This is a genomic window from Pseudomonas monsensis (assembly GCF_014268495.2).
In the GTDB taxonomy this organism is placed as follows: Bacteria; Pseudomonadota; Gammaproteobacteria; order Pseudomonadales; family Pseudomonadaceae; genus Aquipseudomonas; species Aquipseudomonas monsensis.
Genome location: NZ_CP077087.1, coordinates 3,442,780 through 3,457,946 on the forward strand (window position 1 = coordinate 3,442,780; position 15,167 = coordinate 3,457,946).

At 58.8% G+C, this 15,167-nt stretch carries 16 protein-coding genes and 1 pseudogene; 2 read left to right on the forward strand and 15 right to left on the reverse strand.

Going from position 1 to position 15,167, the window contains the following annotated elements; translation table 11 throughout:
• Positions 1–79: 79 nt before the first annotated feature.
• From HV782_RS15135 to HV782_RS15150, 4 genes are all read right to left on the reverse strand, one after another.
• Complete coding sequence (locus HV782_RS15135; RefSeq protein ID WP_123468693.1) at positions 80–505, reverse strand: hypothetical protein; 426 nt, start codon at positions 503–505, stop codon at positions 80–82.
• A 16-nt stretch (positions 506–521) separates the two neighbouring features.
• Positions 522–2,234: a multicopper oxidase family protein gene (locus HV782_RS15140; protein WP_202894573.1), complete on the reverse strand. Its 1,713-nt coding sequence runs from the start codon at positions 2,232–2,234 to the stop codon at positions 522–524.
• Positions 2,192–2,698 (reverse strand): cupredoxin domain-containing protein, encoded by a 507-nt coding sequence (locus HV782_RS15145; protein ID WP_202894574.1) that lies wholly within the window; start codon positions 2,696–2,698, stop codon positions 2,192–2,194. The genes HV782_RS15140 and HV782_RS15145 overlap by 43 nt, the downstream gene beginning before the upstream one ends.
• A 104-nt stretch (positions 2,699–2,802) precedes the next feature.
• Positions 2,803–3,549 carry a DJ-1/PfpI family protein gene (locus tag HV782_RS15150; protein ID WP_128614735.1) on the reverse strand — a complete coding sequence of 249 codons (747 nt, stop codon included), beginning with the start codon at positions 3,547–3,549 and terminating at the stop codon, positions 2,803–2,805.
• A 529-nt stretch (positions 3,550–4,078) separates the two neighbouring features.
• Between HV782_RS15150 and HV782_RS15155 the strand changes: the two are divergent.
• Positions 4,079–4,615 (forward strand): annotated as a pseudogene (locus tag HV782_RS15155) (NmrA family NAD(P)-binding protein); the annotation flags it as partial.
• Positions 4,616–4,670: 55 nt separating this feature from the next.
• Here HV782_RS15155 and HV782_RS15160 read toward each other — a convergent pair.
• On the reverse strand, positions 4,671–5,447 hold the full coding sequence (locus HV782_RS15160; RefSeq protein WP_128614734.1) for a molybdopterin-dependent oxidoreductase: 777 nt from the start codon (positions 5,445–5,447) through the stop codon (positions 4,671–4,673).
• A complete protein-coding gene (locus HV782_RS15165; protein WP_128614733.1) occupies positions 5,444–6,082 on the reverse strand; it encodes a cytochrome b/b6 domain-containing protein in 639 nt (212 codons plus the stop codon). The genes HV782_RS15160 and HV782_RS15165 overlap by 4 nt, the downstream gene beginning before the upstream one ends.
• Positions 6,083–6,246: 164 nt before the next feature.
• Here HV782_RS15165 and HV782_RS15170 point away from each other — a divergent pair, with 164 nt between their 5' ends.
• Positions 6,247–7,119, forward strand: a complete 873-nt coding sequence (locus HV782_RS15170; protein ID WP_128614732.1) for a patatin-like phospholipase family protein — start codon at positions 6,247–6,249, stop codon at positions 7,117–7,119.
• A 9-nt stretch (positions 7,120–7,128) separates the two neighbouring features.
• Here HV782_RS15170 and HV782_RS15175 read toward each other — a convergent pair whose 3' ends face one another.
• The 9 genes from HV782_RS15175 to HV782_RS15215 all read right to left on the reverse strand — a co-directional run bounded on the left by HV782_RS15175 (position 7,129) and on the right by HV782_RS15215 (position 15,152).
• Positions 7,129–7,434, reverse strand: coding sequence for a DUF6482 family protein (locus HV782_RS15175; protein WP_064587549.1), 306 nt, complete (start codon positions 7,432–7,434; stop codon positions 7,129–7,131).
• Between the two features lie 14 nt (positions 7,435–7,448).
• Positions 7,449–8,159: an SDR family NAD(P)-dependent oxidoreductase gene (locus HV782_RS15180; protein WP_186745336.1), complete on the reverse strand. Its 711-nt coding sequence runs from the start codon at positions 8,157–8,159 to the stop codon at positions 7,449–7,451.
• On the reverse strand, positions 8,156–8,698 hold the full coding sequence (locus tag HV782_RS15185; protein ID WP_128614731.1) for a DUF3833 domain-containing protein: 543 nt from the start codon (positions 8,696–8,698) through the stop codon (positions 8,156–8,158). Before HV782_RS15185 ends, HV782_RS15180 begins: the two co-directional genes overlap by 4 nt.
• Before the next feature lie 82 nt (positions 8,699–8,780).
• A complete protein-coding gene (gene folE, locus HV782_RS15190; RefSeq protein WP_123468712.1) occupies positions 8,781–9,338 on the reverse strand; it encodes a GTP cyclohydrolase I FolE in 558 nt (185 codons plus the stop codon).
• A gap of 272 nt (positions 9,339–9,610) precedes the next feature.
• Positions 9,611–10,603: a LacI family DNA-binding transcriptional regulator gene (locus HV782_RS15195; protein ID WP_186745338.1), complete on the reverse strand. Its 993-nt coding sequence runs from the start codon at positions 10,601–10,603 to the stop codon at positions 9,611–9,613.
• A gap of 75 nt (positions 10,604–10,678) precedes the next feature.
• Positions 10,679–12,181, reverse strand: a complete 1,503-nt coding sequence (locus HV782_RS15200; protein ID WP_186745340.1) for a glycoside hydrolase family 32 protein — start codon at positions 12,179–12,181, stop codon at positions 10,679–10,681.
• Positions 12,178–13,323 carry an ABC transporter ATP-binding protein gene (locus tag HV782_RS15205; RefSeq protein ID WP_186745342.1) on the reverse strand — a complete coding sequence of 382 codons (1,146 nt, stop codon included), beginning with the start codon at positions 13,321–13,323 and terminating at the stop codon, positions 12,178–12,180. The genes HV782_RS15200 and HV782_RS15205 overlap by 4 nt, the downstream gene beginning before the upstream one ends.
• A gap of 27 nt (positions 13,324–13,350) precedes the next feature.
• Positions 13,351–14,193, reverse strand: a complete 843-nt coding sequence (locus tag HV782_RS15210) for a carbohydrate ABC transporter permease (RefSeq protein ID WP_186745344.1) — start codon at positions 14,191–14,193, stop codon at positions 13,351–13,353.
• Positions 14,190–15,152, reverse strand: a complete 963-nt coding sequence (locus HV782_RS15215; RefSeq protein ID WP_186745347.1) for a carbohydrate ABC transporter permease — start codon at positions 15,150–15,152, stop codon at positions 14,190–14,192. Before HV782_RS15215 ends, HV782_RS15210 begins: the two co-directional genes overlap by 4 nt.
• Between the last annotated feature and the right edge of the window lie 15 nt (positions 15,153–15,167).

A 15,167-nucleotide genomic window follows, 5' to 3' on the forward strand; every position in this document is an offset into this window, starting at 1 on the left:
ACAATTGAAGTTTCAGTGAATCGAGCGTGCTCGCAGGCGGAACTACCCAGACGACCCGCGAGCGTCCTGCAAGCGATAGCTAACTGGCCTTGACGGCGATGAACGAAGCGACCAGTCCGGCAGACGCGCCGTCGTGAGGCTTCACACGGATGACTGATCCAGTGATGGCCGGCACCTGATTCACGCCGTTTGGCCAGTGCTCCGTCAGCACCCCGTCATAGTCGTAGAAGTAGTCTTGAGTGGAGGTCCCGGGCCGCCCGCTGCCCACAATGTGTACGTGGTCGGGTAGTCCGTCATGGGCGCGCGTGATGACGCCCTTCAAGTCCATGACCGCGTTCGAGCCGAAACCGAGTTCACCTGCAAATGTCCCGTCGGCAGTGTCCTCCACGGTCCACACGCCTTCGGCGAATAACAGTGCCGCGAGTTTGTCCGGCGCTCCTCCAGTTAATGCGGGGTTATTGAGGAAACTTCTATAGGTCCATTTTCCTGCAAAGGGATTGCTCATGACTGACATCTCCTTATCACTGTTTTTTGACGTCCGAATGTTGATGCGACGTGTGCTTCATCCCTGCCATGCCAATGCCGCCGCCGACGGCATTGAGGTCTGGCACGATCTGGATATTGGTCATCATCCCGCCGTCTTCGTGATCGAGGATGTGGCAGTGAATGACGAATTCACCGATGTAGCGGTCGTAGTGCGTGCGCACCAATACCTGATAGTCGTTCTGGACAAAGATCGTGTCTTTGAACTCGTGCCACATCCCGCAGTACTGGTTTTGCAATCCCAGCTCGTCGGCCGGAACCAGGCATTCGCCATTGGGGCCGAAGATGCTTTTGGGCTTTTCGCCGGGTTTGGCGTAGAGCACGTCCATCACCTGGAACGGGTTGACGTGGATGTGAAAGATGTGAGGTTCGCCCTGCGACGTCAGCACCCAGTCATCGGTGGTGTTGACCTGACGGGTGAAGTCGATACGGTCCGGGTCATAGGATTTGTAGTTGATGAAAAAGCCGAAGGCGCCAGACCACGGATCCCCCGGTTTTTTCGGCGCCGTGGCCGGAGCTGCCGGCGGAAATGGCGGATACCCGATGAAAAAGTCAGCTTTCTGGATGTCGTCGTTGACGGTTGCATCCTTGAGGTCGGGCATTGCGCGCCACGGCTTCAGGTTGCCGCTACGCAGTCCTTCGAGGGCTGCCACCGGCAACGATGAGCCTTTGTTGGCGTCATAGAGCGCCTGCTGGATATAGCTTTGCGGATCGTCGGTCACCACTTTACCGCCGGAGACGATCACCGTTGCCAGCAATTGGGTTTCATTCGGACCTTGTCCGCCGGGGCCGCCATTGGGGCCGGCATTCGCGCGCTCTGCCGGCGTTGCCGCCTGGTTCAGCACGCAATAGGTGCCATCACGGGGGAACATCAGCAACACATCACTGCGATAGCCTGGTTGCAGAAAGTTACTGCCGATGCCACCACTGACACTTTTCTTGTTCACCCCGATCGGGCGGATGGCAGTGCGCGTCAGGCCGTCGGCGGCGATCTCGAATTGCGGAACAAGTTCGACCGGTTTGCTGGAGTCAGGCACTGTCACCGGGCACAGGTCGGCGATCAGCGCTGCTTGTTCCTTTGGCGTGCCGCCGAGTATGCCCTGCAGCGCAAGACTGGCTTTGGCACCACTGGTGTTCATGGGCACGATTTGCAAATTCACGGTGTCATGGATGCCGCCGTGAATGAAGCGCCAGCGTTGAATTTCTCCTGCGGCTATGCCGCGCAAAGTCGGCTGGACCGCACCGTTGATACTGGTGAACCGGCCGCTGTTGTCCCAGACCGTGGGGGAGGAGAGTTGCGCGTCGAAGTTCTCCACCACACCGGTTTTATCGCCGGGGCACGACCAGGTGCCGTCCTTCTGCGTGATGATGTTGCCCTTGTCGTCGAAACACGCATAAGGAATTTGCTGGAACAGAAAGACTTGCTCGGTGAGGGGCTTGCCCGCCGCGTCCTTGAGGATGGTGTCGATGTCTCCCGGCTTGTCACCGGTGTAGGGGCGATTGCCGCGCACGATCAGCGCGCCCGCTGCGCCGCTGGCGACCTGAAGCGCCGTAGAACCATGTCGGTGTGCGTGATACCAGAACGTACCTGAAGGGTGATCGGTGGGAATATTGACCTCGTACTCAAACTTTGTTTGCGGCGCGATGTTCAGCAGCACGTTATCGCTGTTGCCGGACGGTGAGACGTGCATTCCGTGGTAGTGCAGATTGATCGTGTTGAAACAGCCGGGATCGCCATTCGCCGGATCAAGCCCCCCCGGACAACTGGGATCGTTTTCTCCAGTTGATTGTCCAGATGCACTCGCAGGGTGTTGCCCGGTTGCACATCAATGAGCGGCCCCGTCAGACAGCCGCCGTATGAGCGCAACATGACCTTGTCTTTGGCACCGTCGGGACTCCCCGGGTTGTAGATGTAGTTTTCGCGCTTCTGCACTTGCAGGTTGAGTTCGACTGTTTGCCCGTCACGCGTGATGTCACCTGCCGGATCGCACCCTGTTGATGGTTGGGCCAGTTCAATGGCCTTCAGCGTGCCTGTCTGGCTTTTTTCAAGGAGCCTGGGCGGTGAAAGGAACGGTTGAGCCGTGAGTTCGGCGAGCGCCGTGGAGGTGGTTGCACACACGATCAGCCCTGCGAAGATCCTGTAACGCGAATTCATTTCCTGCTCCCTGCGCATTGCGCAAATGTCCCACAGCCATGACAGCCGGGTGTCCGTTGAGATAGTTCGACCGGGCAATGTGAACGCCGGTAGCTGTGCGCCTCCTATGAAGAACCGGTGCGCTTGAGCACAAGGGCGATGGTTTCAGCGAGAGCCGAATCGCAGGTGCGCCCGGCGCCCGGGGTGTAGACCGGTGGTTTGGCGACGGAAGGGTCGCCGCTGGTGAAGGGAGGACGGGGGTTGTACTGGATGTTCAACTGCACCTTTTGGGCGACCAGCTCACCGGCAATCAAGGCAATGATTGCCAAGGCTTCGTCGAGCCCCGATGAAATGCCACCGCCGGTGATACGTTGTCTGTCGACGATGTAACGAGGATAACCGTCTACCACATTGACCCGAGTGAACAGTTTCAGGCAGGCGATAAAGGCCCAATGCGTGGTGGCGTTATAACCGTCCAGCAAACCTGCTGCGGCCGCGAGCAAGGCACCTTCGCAGACCGAGGCGCAATATTGCGCAGCACTGCCTTGCTGAAACAGCCAGGTCATACGCCGGGGATCTTTCATCAGACGTTGCAAATCGGTGGGTTCACCGCCGGGAATCCACAGCAGGTCGATGTCATCGGAATGTTGATCGAACACCGGTAGATCGCCACCGATGGTCATGCCATCACGCGTGGTGATGGATGGCCCATCAAGGGAAATCAGCCGGACGGAGCGGCGAGGGGCGCTGGTGTTCGTCTGCGGTTCAACCAGCTTCATCCAGTTGAACAGTTCGTAAGGGGCGCTGATGTCGAGCAAATCCACACCATCGTAGATGGCAATTGCGATCAGGTAGTGTCCTGGTGCAGGCATGACTCCCTCCTTGGGAACACCGCGGCGAACGCACTGGCGTCGTCAGGTGTATAGCGTTGCGCCAATCAGCAATGCGATGCCCGGACAGCGGAACCGGAGGTCGTCCACCCAAGGCCAATGGCCAGTAGAGAGGGTTTTGGCAGCATAGTCGGGGTTGTCATGCGTGCAAGAAGATTTTATGCGCAACCGCCCAATGGTATTGGGCCTGGTGGTTTTCGCACCATGACTTGTAAGAAGCCTGAAACAGTCACACCTATCAATGCAAAATGTTGGCCTGGAAATGACTTCTACTTCGTATTTTTTGTGCAGCCACTGGAGGGGTGCGGATAAGGCCTACAGCACATTCATCCGTCGTCGCACACTGCAAACGCCTAGCCACGACGTTAACTGGGCAGTGAGAAATGAGCAGCGAATTCGAAGCCTTTTCGCGGAGTGATCTAATCAAACCGGATACTCTTTCAGCGCAGAGTGCTCGCCAAGTGCGGTGGCCTATGACCAAGCGATTCTGGCAGACGCGTAAAAGCGTAACTATACGGTTGAGCGCATGATCGAGAGTCTGGACATGCCAGCCACGATTCTGCGTCCGGCTTACTTCATGCAAAACGACCACATGGTGCAGCAGACTATTCAGAATTACTCGGTTTACCCCATGCCAATCGGCGGGGCAGGCGTGTCGATGATTGACACGTACGATATCGCTGATGTCGCGGTCGCAGAGTTACTGCGACGCGATACGGCGCCCTCTGCGCTGCGCCGTGAAACTCTGGAATTGGTTGGGCCGCAAGTGCTCACAGGTACGTCGGTGGCGAATATCTGGAGCCATGCCCTGGGCCGTGAGATCGCCTATGGAGGGGATGACGTGGCCGCTTTCGAAGGACAACTGGCTTCGTATGGCCCCACCTGGCTGGCGTATGACATGCGTCTGATGATGTCGGGTATTCAGAACTTCGGCATGCGATCAGCCGAAGGAACTGTAGAACACCTACAGACCCTCATAGAGCATCCACTGCGCACCTATGAAGACTTTGTACGCGATGCCATTTCCGATTCATTTCCTGGGCCTTGAAACTCAACTCGCGAATAAGCGCAGATCATTTCGCGCGATGAGGTTACCTTGGGTGTCAACTACCACCGAACCAGTTATAGCCCTGGTCCTCCCAGTAACCACCGGGATAGGTATTGGTGACGAACATTGCCTGGATGTGTTTCGGGTTCTTGTAGCCAAGTTTGGTCGGCATCCGCAGTTTCATCGGGAAGCCATATTGACGCGGCAGTACGGCACCATCGTAAGTCAGTGTCAGCAGGGTTTGTGCATGCAGCGCCGTGGGCATGTCGATACTGGTGTAGTAATCGTCTGCGCATTTGAAACCGACGTACTTCGCATCAGTGTCGGCCCCGACGCGCTTGAGGAACTCGCTGAAGCGCACACCGCCCCAGCGTCCGATAGCGCTCCAGCCCTCGACGCAAATATGCCGGGTGATCTGCTCGGTCTGGGCCATGGCGCGCAGTTCCTCAAGCTTCCAGCTGTGCTTGTCGGCGACCATGCCGGAGACTTCCAGGCGGTAGCTCTCTTCATCGACGGCCGGTGCTTCGTCGATGCCGTAAAAGGCATTGAAGGGAAATGGCCGTGTGATCATCGACTCAGGATAGGTGGGGGCCAAGGCGTTGGGGTTGAACAGCCAGCCCTGAACCCGGTCATTGAAGCGCGACATGGACGCCAGCGCCGTTTCAACCTGTTCGTTATCTGAGATATTGCAGCCGGACAACATGGCCACGCCGCCAAGGGTCAAACTGCGCAGCAGGAAGGCGCGTCGCGAGTGATCTTCGACCTTGAGCGAGATAATTTTTCGCGCGTCCTTCAAAATGGCCGATTCATCCAGTTCCGGGCGCTTCCTCATACGTGCTCCTTATGGCCTGCAATCATGGCCCATAACGTCTTCGGCACGAGTGCGACCATCACCAAATGCACGACGATGAACGCCACCAATAAAAACATCGCAATGAAGTGCACATGCCGTGCGCTGTCGTAGCCGCCGAGCAGTTCGCGTAACAGCGGAAACTGGACTGATTTCCACAACACCAACCCGGAAATCACCAAAACGATAATGTCGAGCATCACAAACAGATACGCCACACGCTGCACATGGTTGTAATGGCTTATATCGTCATGCCCTAGCTGACCATGCAGTGCAGACCACAGGTCATGAAAAAAGCCTTTGGGGGAAACGGGGAAGAAACGCCGTGACAGTCGACCGCTGAAAATATTGAAAAGCACATAGAGAAGGCCGACGCCGACCAGCACCCACATGGCTGCGAAATGCCATTGCAACGCGCCCCCCAACCAGCCGCCCAAGGTGATCGCGTTGGGGAAATTGAAACCATAAAGCGGAGAGGCGTTGTAGATACGCCATCCGCTTGTGACCATCACCACTACCGCCAAAGCGTTCAGCCAATGGGCCAGTCTCAGCCAGGCAGGATGGCTGTTGGGCGGGGCCGGCGCAGCGGCACTGGTTGTTTCAGGTACAGATGGCATTGGAGGAGCCTCCAGCTCTGAACAACGTCTTACCTATTGACGAGTGTAGACGCTACCCCGGACCAGAGCGCCTGCCTTCAATATGGGCGCAGCGTAAACATTCTCTTGGTAACGGTCGCCAGCAGCTAGGCTTGTCATCTGAACAGAGCGGTGAGGGCAGGGTTATGCCAACGATAAAAACGGCGCTTGTCCTGGCCGGCGGTGGAAGCCTGGGGGCGGTTCAGGTCGGGATGTTACGGGCCCTGGTGGAGGCTGACGTTGTATTCGACCTGGTGGTTGGCGCGTCGGTCGGCGCCATCAACGGTGCTTACTTTGCAGCCAGACCGAATGCCAAAGGCGTGAGCGAGCTCGCGGACTTCTGGCGTAGCCTGCGCAAGTCGGACGTGTTCCCGTTTTCGGCGCTCGACACCCTCAAGGGCCTTCTGAATCGTCGCGGTCACCTGCTGAGTGCATCCGCCTTGCACCGTTTGGTAAGCAGGTCACTGCCGGTCAAATTGATCGAAGATACCGAGTTACCGCTCTATATCGTCACCACCAATTTGCTCAGCGGTGCCGAAGAGCTTTTATCCAGTGGCAGTGCTGAACAGGCTTTGCTCGCCAGCGCTGCGATACCTCTGGTGTTTCCCTGCGTGCGACTCGGCGAAAAATTTCTGGTCGACGGCGGGGTCACCAGCAACACACCGATTGCCAGTGCCGTGGCATTGGGTGCGACACGGGTTGTGGTTTTACCCACCGGGTTCGGTTGTGCCTGCCCGTGTCCGCCCAGTGGGCTAGTGGCGTTGGCCTTGCATACGCTTAACTTGATGAGCATGCGTCAGCTGGTGCGTGACATCGAGTTGTATCGCGCGCGCGCAGCTATCCATGTCGTGCCGCCGTTGTGCCCGCTGGATGCTTCGGTATTCGATTTCAATCAGACCGATCAACTGCTGCAACGCGCATATCAATCCACCCAGGCCTGGATAGGCGAGGGTGGTTTGATCCGTGACGGGATACCCGATTCGTTGCTGGCTCACACGCATCATCTGGATGACGAGTGATTGTCCGCCTCATAACGGCGTGGTGAGCGAAAACGGAATACGCAGCTCTTCGACAGGCCCCGTATCCCGGCCACACATTTCGTCGTGTACGCATTGCTGCACCAGCACGCACGGAAAGGCCGGCACGGTTTGCAGCAGGTCCCGCAGGTGAGTGATCGAACGCAGGTGCATCGGCTTGGCTGCATCATCAAGCAGGGTGAACTGGCCGTGATCGAGGCGGATCCGTGCCAGGTAAAAACCGCCTTCGAGTGACAGCAGCTCCAGCTCGCGGATTTCGCTGTTGGCCGCACGTTCGGTGAGGGTTTGCAGGTTCATGCTTCACTCCTTGCCTACCAGGGTAGGCGTTCTCCATCGTAGGCAAAGAAATGGCCGCTGTCGGCCGGCGTCAACTGGTCAATCACGGTCAGTAGCTGGTCAGCGGCGACGTCTGCCGGCCGGGCGCTGGACGCCCCGCGAAAAGGTTGCGACAGCGCCGACACGACAGTGCCCGGATGCAGGCTGAGCAAGCGGCTCTGCGGGCGAGTGCGCGCCAGTTCGATGGCTGCGGTCTTGATCAGCATGTTCAGTGCAGCCTTGGATGCACGATAGGCGTACCAGCCGCCCAAACGGTTGTCGCCAATGCTCCCGACCTTGGCCGAAAGCATCGCCATCGCTCCCTGAGGATCGAGCAGCGGTAGAAAGTGGCGCAGCACCAATGCCGGTCCCAGCGTGTTCACTTGAAACACGGCTTGCAGCGCCTCCGGCTCGATCGCGCTGAAGCTTTTTTCCGGCTTGATCGCGTCGCGATGGAGCAGGCCGGCCGCGTGGATGATCAACTGATACGGTGCTTCGGCTGCCAGCTCCGTGGCAGCACCGGCAATCGTTTCGGGGCGTTCCAGGTCCAGTGCGGGAACGGTCCGGCGCCCCAGCGCACGAACCCCGGCACAGCGCGGATCCTGTTCAAGTTGTTCGCAAAAAGCTGTGCCGAGGGCTCCACTGGCGCCGATCACCAGCGCACGGTAACCGTCGCCGAGCGAGGCCATGGTCAGTGCGCGGTTCATTGGCTTGCTCCGGCACCCTGGCGACGGAAGAATAACGTCACCTGGCCGACCTCTACCCCGAACTTGGACATGGCGGTGCGGTTGATCAGCGTGTCCTCGTCCATCAGGTACATCCAGTCGTCCATGCTCATTTCGTACGTCGAGTCGTCGACCGGCAGGTTCAGGCGATAGCGCCAGTGCAAGGTATTGCCAGCGACCTGGCCCTTGGCGACGCCCACCACGTCATCCGCGCGCCCGCTCCAGCGCCCTTGGCCCTCGGGCGTGAGGGTCCAGACGCGGCGTTGGCGGGTGCCATCGCTGTACAGGAAATGCTCGTCGAGAATCAGGTTGTTGCCCTCACGACGGCTGACGATGTTGACCTCGAACCGCTTGGCCACCTCACCGCTGCGCTTCTGAAACATCCCCCAGGCTTTGACGGGCTGACTGAAAAACTGCTCCAGATCCAACGCCGGTTGCTGGTCCGCATAGCGGGTGACATCCACACTGCCGCAGCTCGCGACGCTGAGGACCAATGTCAGTAACAGCAGAAATCGGGTCATTGCCTTACTCCCTGAAGTACTCGAGCGAAGAGGGTGAAGTGTCGAACGATCGGCTTGTACAGTGCCTTGGCCCTGTATAGGTTTATCGCCGTCCGATCAGTTGCAGGAATTCCTGCCGCGTCGTTGAACTGTCACGGAACGCGCCGAGCATCACGGAGGAAGTCATGACCGAATTCTGCTTCTCCACGCCGCGCATCATCATGCACATGTGCCGGGCTTCAATGACCACTGCCACACCGGCAGCGTCGGTGATCTGCTGGATGGCTTCAGCAATCTGCCGGGTGAGGTTTTCCTGGATCTGCAGGCGACGCGCGAACATGTCCACCACGCGCGCGACCTTCGACAGCCCGAGGACTCTGCCGGTGGGGATATAGGCCACGTGCGCCTTGCCGATAAAGGGCAGCATGTGGTGCTCGCACAAGGAATAAAGCTCGATGTCGCTGACGATCACCATTTCATCGCTCTGCGATTCGAACAGCGCGCCGTTGGTGACGTCTTCCAGGCTCATCGTGTAGCCATTGCACAGATATTGCATCGCTTTGGCGGCACGCTTGGGCGTGTCCAACAATCCCTCGCGTTCGGGGTTTTCACCGACGCCGACGAGGATTTCACGGTAATGGCTGGCTAGTAGTGGGTTCATTCAAGGTTCTCGCGGCGGTGCTGTACGTTAAGGCCGATCCATAGCGAAAGAGTTGTACGCGACAAAGCGTTCTGTATAGGATTTATTCAAGATAGGCTGAAAAAAATCACCTGACAATGAATCGGCAATCTTTTTTGTGCAGATGCGAAAACCTCACATCGCAGTGTGTGAGGTTGTCGGGACAGGTTTCGATCAGACGGTGAAGGATTGGCTCAATGGCCGGGCCATTTTGCTTGAAGTACGAAAAGGGCCCTGCGCGGGCCCTTCCAGGCTCATAGCGATGTTCTGACCACCAATGGACAATCAACCGGCTGGGCGCCCGATACGTCGAGGGTCTCGATCAGGTGCCGGACAGCCTTGCGCCCGATCTCGTAGTACGGCAGTTGCACCGTGGTCAGCGGGGGGATGAACAGCTCCGCAATACCGACCATGTTGTCATAGCCAAGCACCGCGACATCTTCGGGAATTTTCAGGCCTCGGCCCAATAGCAGCTGATAGGCACAAAAGGCAATGCGGTCGTTGCCACAGATCAGGATATCGAATTGGGGGCGACCATCGTTGATGTGCCGGTCGAGGATAGCGGCTGTTTCGCTATAGGCATCATGGTCGGAAAGGTCGTATTGCAGGAGTGCCTCCGGCGCCAGTCCGAATGCCTGACAGGCACGGTGCAGGCCTTTTTGGCGCAGCCCCCAGGCCAGACTCTGTTTGGGCAGATTGATACACAGCGGGCGCTTGTAGCCGAGGTTCAACGCATGGTGTACGGCCCGGTATTGGCCCGCTTCATCGTCGGGTACATAGCTGACGAGACGGCGGTCATCGGCCAGGCAATTGGCGAGGACCAACGGTTTGCTCTTCAATCGTTCGGGAATGGAAACCTGGCGAAATCCCATCGCGCTGAAGATCAAGCCGTCCGGACGGTGCGACAGCATCAGGTCGATGTTCTGGTCGGTGGGCGGGTTGCTGAGCAGGTTGAGGATAAAGACATTCCAGCCTGCCTGCTGTGCGGTCTGCTCAATGGACAGCAGCAACTCGACCGCGAACGGCGTGGTTGCCGTGTCCAGCGCGAACACACCGATGGTCCGCGACTGCAGGTTATCGCCGCGCATCTTGCGCGCTGACAGGCTCGGTACGAACTGCAATTCATCAATGGCCCGACGCACCCGCTGAAGGGTTTCGGCGCTCAGTTTTTCCGGACTGTTGAGCGCACGAGAAACCGTCATCAGGGACACGCCGGCCAGCTGTGCAACGTCTTTCACTGAAGTCATGTGAGGCAAAATCGGTCAGGTTGACGCCGGATCATGACACAGGGCCCGCGCTTCTCGCGACCCGAATGACGCCGTTCATAGCCATCCAGAACCAAGAGGCCATGCCCTGCAAATCGACACACGTCCGCCAGTCCCGCTTGCCAGAAGCTTCACGCCCAGGCTGTCGGGCCGCGGATAGACGCGACTGCTGAGGCTGAAGCGCCCGTTTTCGTCGAACACCTCGACGGACGAACGATCGAGGAACACGCGCAGTTCGAGTCGCTGTTGTGTCGGGTCTATCCATACGCTGCGCTGGCCTGTGACTTGCGCACCCGAGCGACTGCGGTCAAGCACCAGGCGCTGCAGTGCTGCATCGTAGTAGAGCAGGGTTTCTTCACGGCCATCGTCGCTGCAACGCAAGGCGATCCCCAAGTGGCCGTCGGTGCAGTCGAGCAGATCCAGTTGCACATGGATTTCGAGCATATCGCCGCGCACTTCCGGCACCCACCGCGATCCCGTATCTTCCCAGCCGGGCGTATCCGGCAATGGCGCCAGGCGCAGAGCGCTGAGCTCCCGTGCCGGATACACGCAAAGGCGATCGCCGCGCAGTTCCAGTTCACGCGGCACACCTAGCATGCCGCACCAGTGATGGGCCTGGCTCGGCATCGGGCTTTCCCACATGTCGAGCCACGCCCACACCAGGCGCCGACCATCGGCGGCCAGTAGCGTTTGCGCTGCATAGAAATCGTGGCCGTTATCCAGCTCGATAAAAGGCCCACCGGTGAAATGCCATGCGCTATCGAGTTGGCCCACTCGGTAACCCGTCTGGTATTTGTTGAGCCGGTCGTAACCGTCGGCTTGCATGCCTTGGGGCGAGTACAGCAGCACGTCGCGTCCATTCAGGCGAAACAGGTCCGGGCACTCCCACATATAGCCATCGCCCTCGCTGCCGGCGGACACATAGTCGAGGAATTCCCAGGTGTGCAGATCCGTGGAACGGTACAACGGCAGCAGCGGCCTGTCGCCCAGACGCGCGCCGGCAATCAGGTACCAACAGTCATCCTCCTGCCAGACCTTGGGGTCACGGAAGTGCATGATGGTGTCTTGCGGCGCGCGGTCAATCACGGCGCCATGTTTGACGAAGTGGATGCCATCGGTACTGGTTGCCAGGCACTGCACTTGACGGATGAAACGCTCGTCTCCCACATCACCCAGCCAAGTGTGCCCGGTGTAGATCAGGGCCAAGGTATCGCCACACACCACGGCGCTACCGGAAAAACAACCGTCACGGTCGACGTCATCGCCGGGAGCCAGCGCAATGGGCAGGTGCTGCCAATGAACCAGATCGGCACTCTTGGCGTGGCCCCAATAGATCCGTCCCCACTGCGCATCGAAGGGGTGATGCTGATAGAAAACGTGATATTCGCCACGAAAGTACACGACGCCGTTAGGGTCGTTCATCCAGCCTGCCGGCGGGGCAAGATGATAACCGGGACGATAATCCTGGATGACGCGAGTCAGACCATCACTCAGTGCATGCTGCGCAAGGTCAAGGGCGCAAGACATTGGGTCGTTCATAGAATTCAAATACTCAGTCATAGGGCGCTTGCTCGTGCCGAGCGCAGACAGACGCCATCCGGAAGGGTTTCAATGGCTTGTGGGTAGCGCTTCAAGGCCGCGCCGTCGACGTCGAACAAGTGCAGGTTGTCGATGTCCAGTTGCAGCTCAACCCGATCGCCGGCTTGCCATCCGGCGCTGACTTCGCAACGACAGATCAGTGGATCGTCTTGACCTGTCTCGAGGTGCACATAGGTTTCGCTGCCCAGGTATTCGACCGCGGTAACGATGACGCCAGCGGCTTTATCCGCCACCTTCAGCGACACATGCTCCGGACGAATCCCCAGGCTCAGTTGCGTGCCCGTCGCCAGGTTCGAGCTGTCGAAGGGCAGGGGCATGATTCCCCATACAAGGGTATCGACCAGGCTGGTTTCGCCTGGCGTCTGCAGGCGCACCGGCAGAAAATTCATTCTGGGCGAGCCGAGAAAACCGGCGACAAAGCGGCTGGCCGGGCGCTCATAGAGTTCGCGCGGTGCGCCGACCTGCTCTACATGGCCGCCATTGAGCACGACAATTTTGTCGGCCAGGGTCATCGCTTCTACCTGATCGTGGGTAACGTAGATCATGGTCGAGCGCAGTCGGGCATGCAGCCGGGCGATTTCGTTGCGCATCTGCACCCGCAAGGACGCGTCCAGGTTGGAAAGCGGCTCATCGAACAACAAAATGTCCGGTTCTCGCGCCATGGCTCTGCCCATGGCCACACGCTGACGCTGCCCACCGGACAGCTCTTTTGGCTTGCGTTGCAGCAGCTTGTCCAATTGCAGGATTTGCGCAGTTTTCAGCACCCGCTCGCGCAGGCTGCTCTTTTCCGTCTTCGCAAGCTTGAGACCAAAACTGATGTTGTCGTAGACGCTCATGTGCGGGTATAGCGCATAAGACTGAAACACCATGCCGACGCCACGCTCGCGCGGCTCCAGGTCGTTGACCCGTCGCCCGTCGATCAGCAGGTCGCCGGCGCAGATCGAATCCAGTCCGGCGATCAGCCGCAGCAGGGTCGACTTTCCGCAGCCCGAAGGGCCGACGAACACCACGAATTCACCCGCCGCGATCTCCAGGTTGATGTCGCGAAGAATCCGCACGCCGCCCAATTGTTTGTTCACGTTGTCCAGTTTTAATTTGATCACGATGCTGTTCCTTGTCTTTGTTGGGCATCAACCCTTTAACGCGCCGGCAGTGAGACCGGAAACGATTCGGCGCTGGAAGATCAGCACCAGAATCACCAGTGGGACGGTGACCAGCACCGATGCCGCCATCAACAAGCCCCAAGGCAACTCATGGGGGCTGCCGCCGGAAATCAAGGCGATGGCGACCGGCACCGTGCGTTGGGTGTCAGTGAGGGTGAAGGTCAGGGCAAACAGGAACTCGTTCCACGCGGCGATGAAGGCCAATAAACCAGTGGTCACCAGCGCGGGCCATAGCAACGGCAACAGCACTCGGGTCAGCGTGACCCAAGGCGAGGCGCCATCCATGATTGCCGCTTCCTCCAATTCATGGGGCAATTGCCCCATGAATGTGGTCAGCACCCAGACGGTGAAGGGCAGGGTGAAAATCGTGTAGCTCAGGATCAACGCCCAGGACGTGTTGTACAGCCCCAAGGCACGGATCACTTCGAACAGCCCCGACAACACCGCAACCTGGGGAAACATCGACACGCCAAGCACCATCATCAACACCGTGCCACGCCCGCGGAATTTCACCCGGCCCAAGGCATAGGCGGCGGTCAGGCTGAGGAACAGCGCCAGTGTCACCACGCACAGCGCAACCACCAGCGAATTACCGATCGCCCGCAGGAATGAGGCTTGATGGAGGATCGCCGCATAATTGGAAAAGTCCGGGTTTGCGATCCAGTAGCTGACCTCGAACAAGGCGCTGGACGGCTTCAGCGACGTGAGGATGGCGTAGTAGAAGGGGAAAACCGCATACAGCAACAACACCCCGATCAGACACCAGAAGCCGAGGCGCAACAACGCTTTTTTCAGCAGGCGCGGGCTCATGAACGGGCCTCCAGTTGACGGCGGCCGAGGTAGAGATAAAGCATGGCGATGACCGCCACCACCAGAAACAACAGGGTCGAAGCCGCGCTGCCGTAACCGACGTCCTGGAACTCCACCAGGTGCTGGCGGGCATACACCGACATGCTCATCGTGCTCGACGAGTTCGAGGTCAGCACATAGATCACGTCGAATACCCGCAGCGAGTCGAGAATGCGAAAGATCGCTGCCACCAGCAGTGCAGGCATCAACAGGGGAAGGGTGACACGCCAGAACACTTTCAGCGGGTGGATGCCATCGACCCGGGCCGCTTCGTAGCAATCGCTTGGCAACATCTGCAAGGCCGCCAGCATCAGCAGTGTGACAAAAGGCACGGTCTTCCAGACGTCGACGATGATCACCGCCCACATCGACAGGTCTGCATCTGCCGTCCAGGCCAGGGGCGCGTCAATCAGGCCGAGGCTCAGCATCAAGTGATTGATGATGCCGAACTGGTCGTTCAGCATCCATGCCCAGATCTTTGCCGAGACAATGGTCGGAATCGCCCACGGAATCAGAATCAGCGCACGCACCAGAGAACGGCCGGTGAACTTGATGTTCAACAGCAACGCCACCAACAGCCCCAGTACGACTTCCAGGCCCACTGACACCACAGTGAAATACAACGTGTTGCGCACCGCATTCCACCATTGTGGATCGACGAGGATGCCCGACCAGGCGGAACCGTTGCGGACCAGATAATTGCTCAAGCCGATGAAGGTTGCGCCACCGCTGTCCGCCAGGCTGGCGTCGGTCAGGCTGAACCAGAATGTGCGCAGCAGCGGCCAGGCAGCGACCAGGGCCAGACACAACAGCATCGGTGTCAGGAACAGCCAGGCGGCGCGTACCCGACGGCGTTGTACGGGCGTTTCCCTCGTGAGCAGCAGCTCGTCGAAGGGGGCATGGGCAGTAGAGACAGACATGGTGATTTCCTTCCT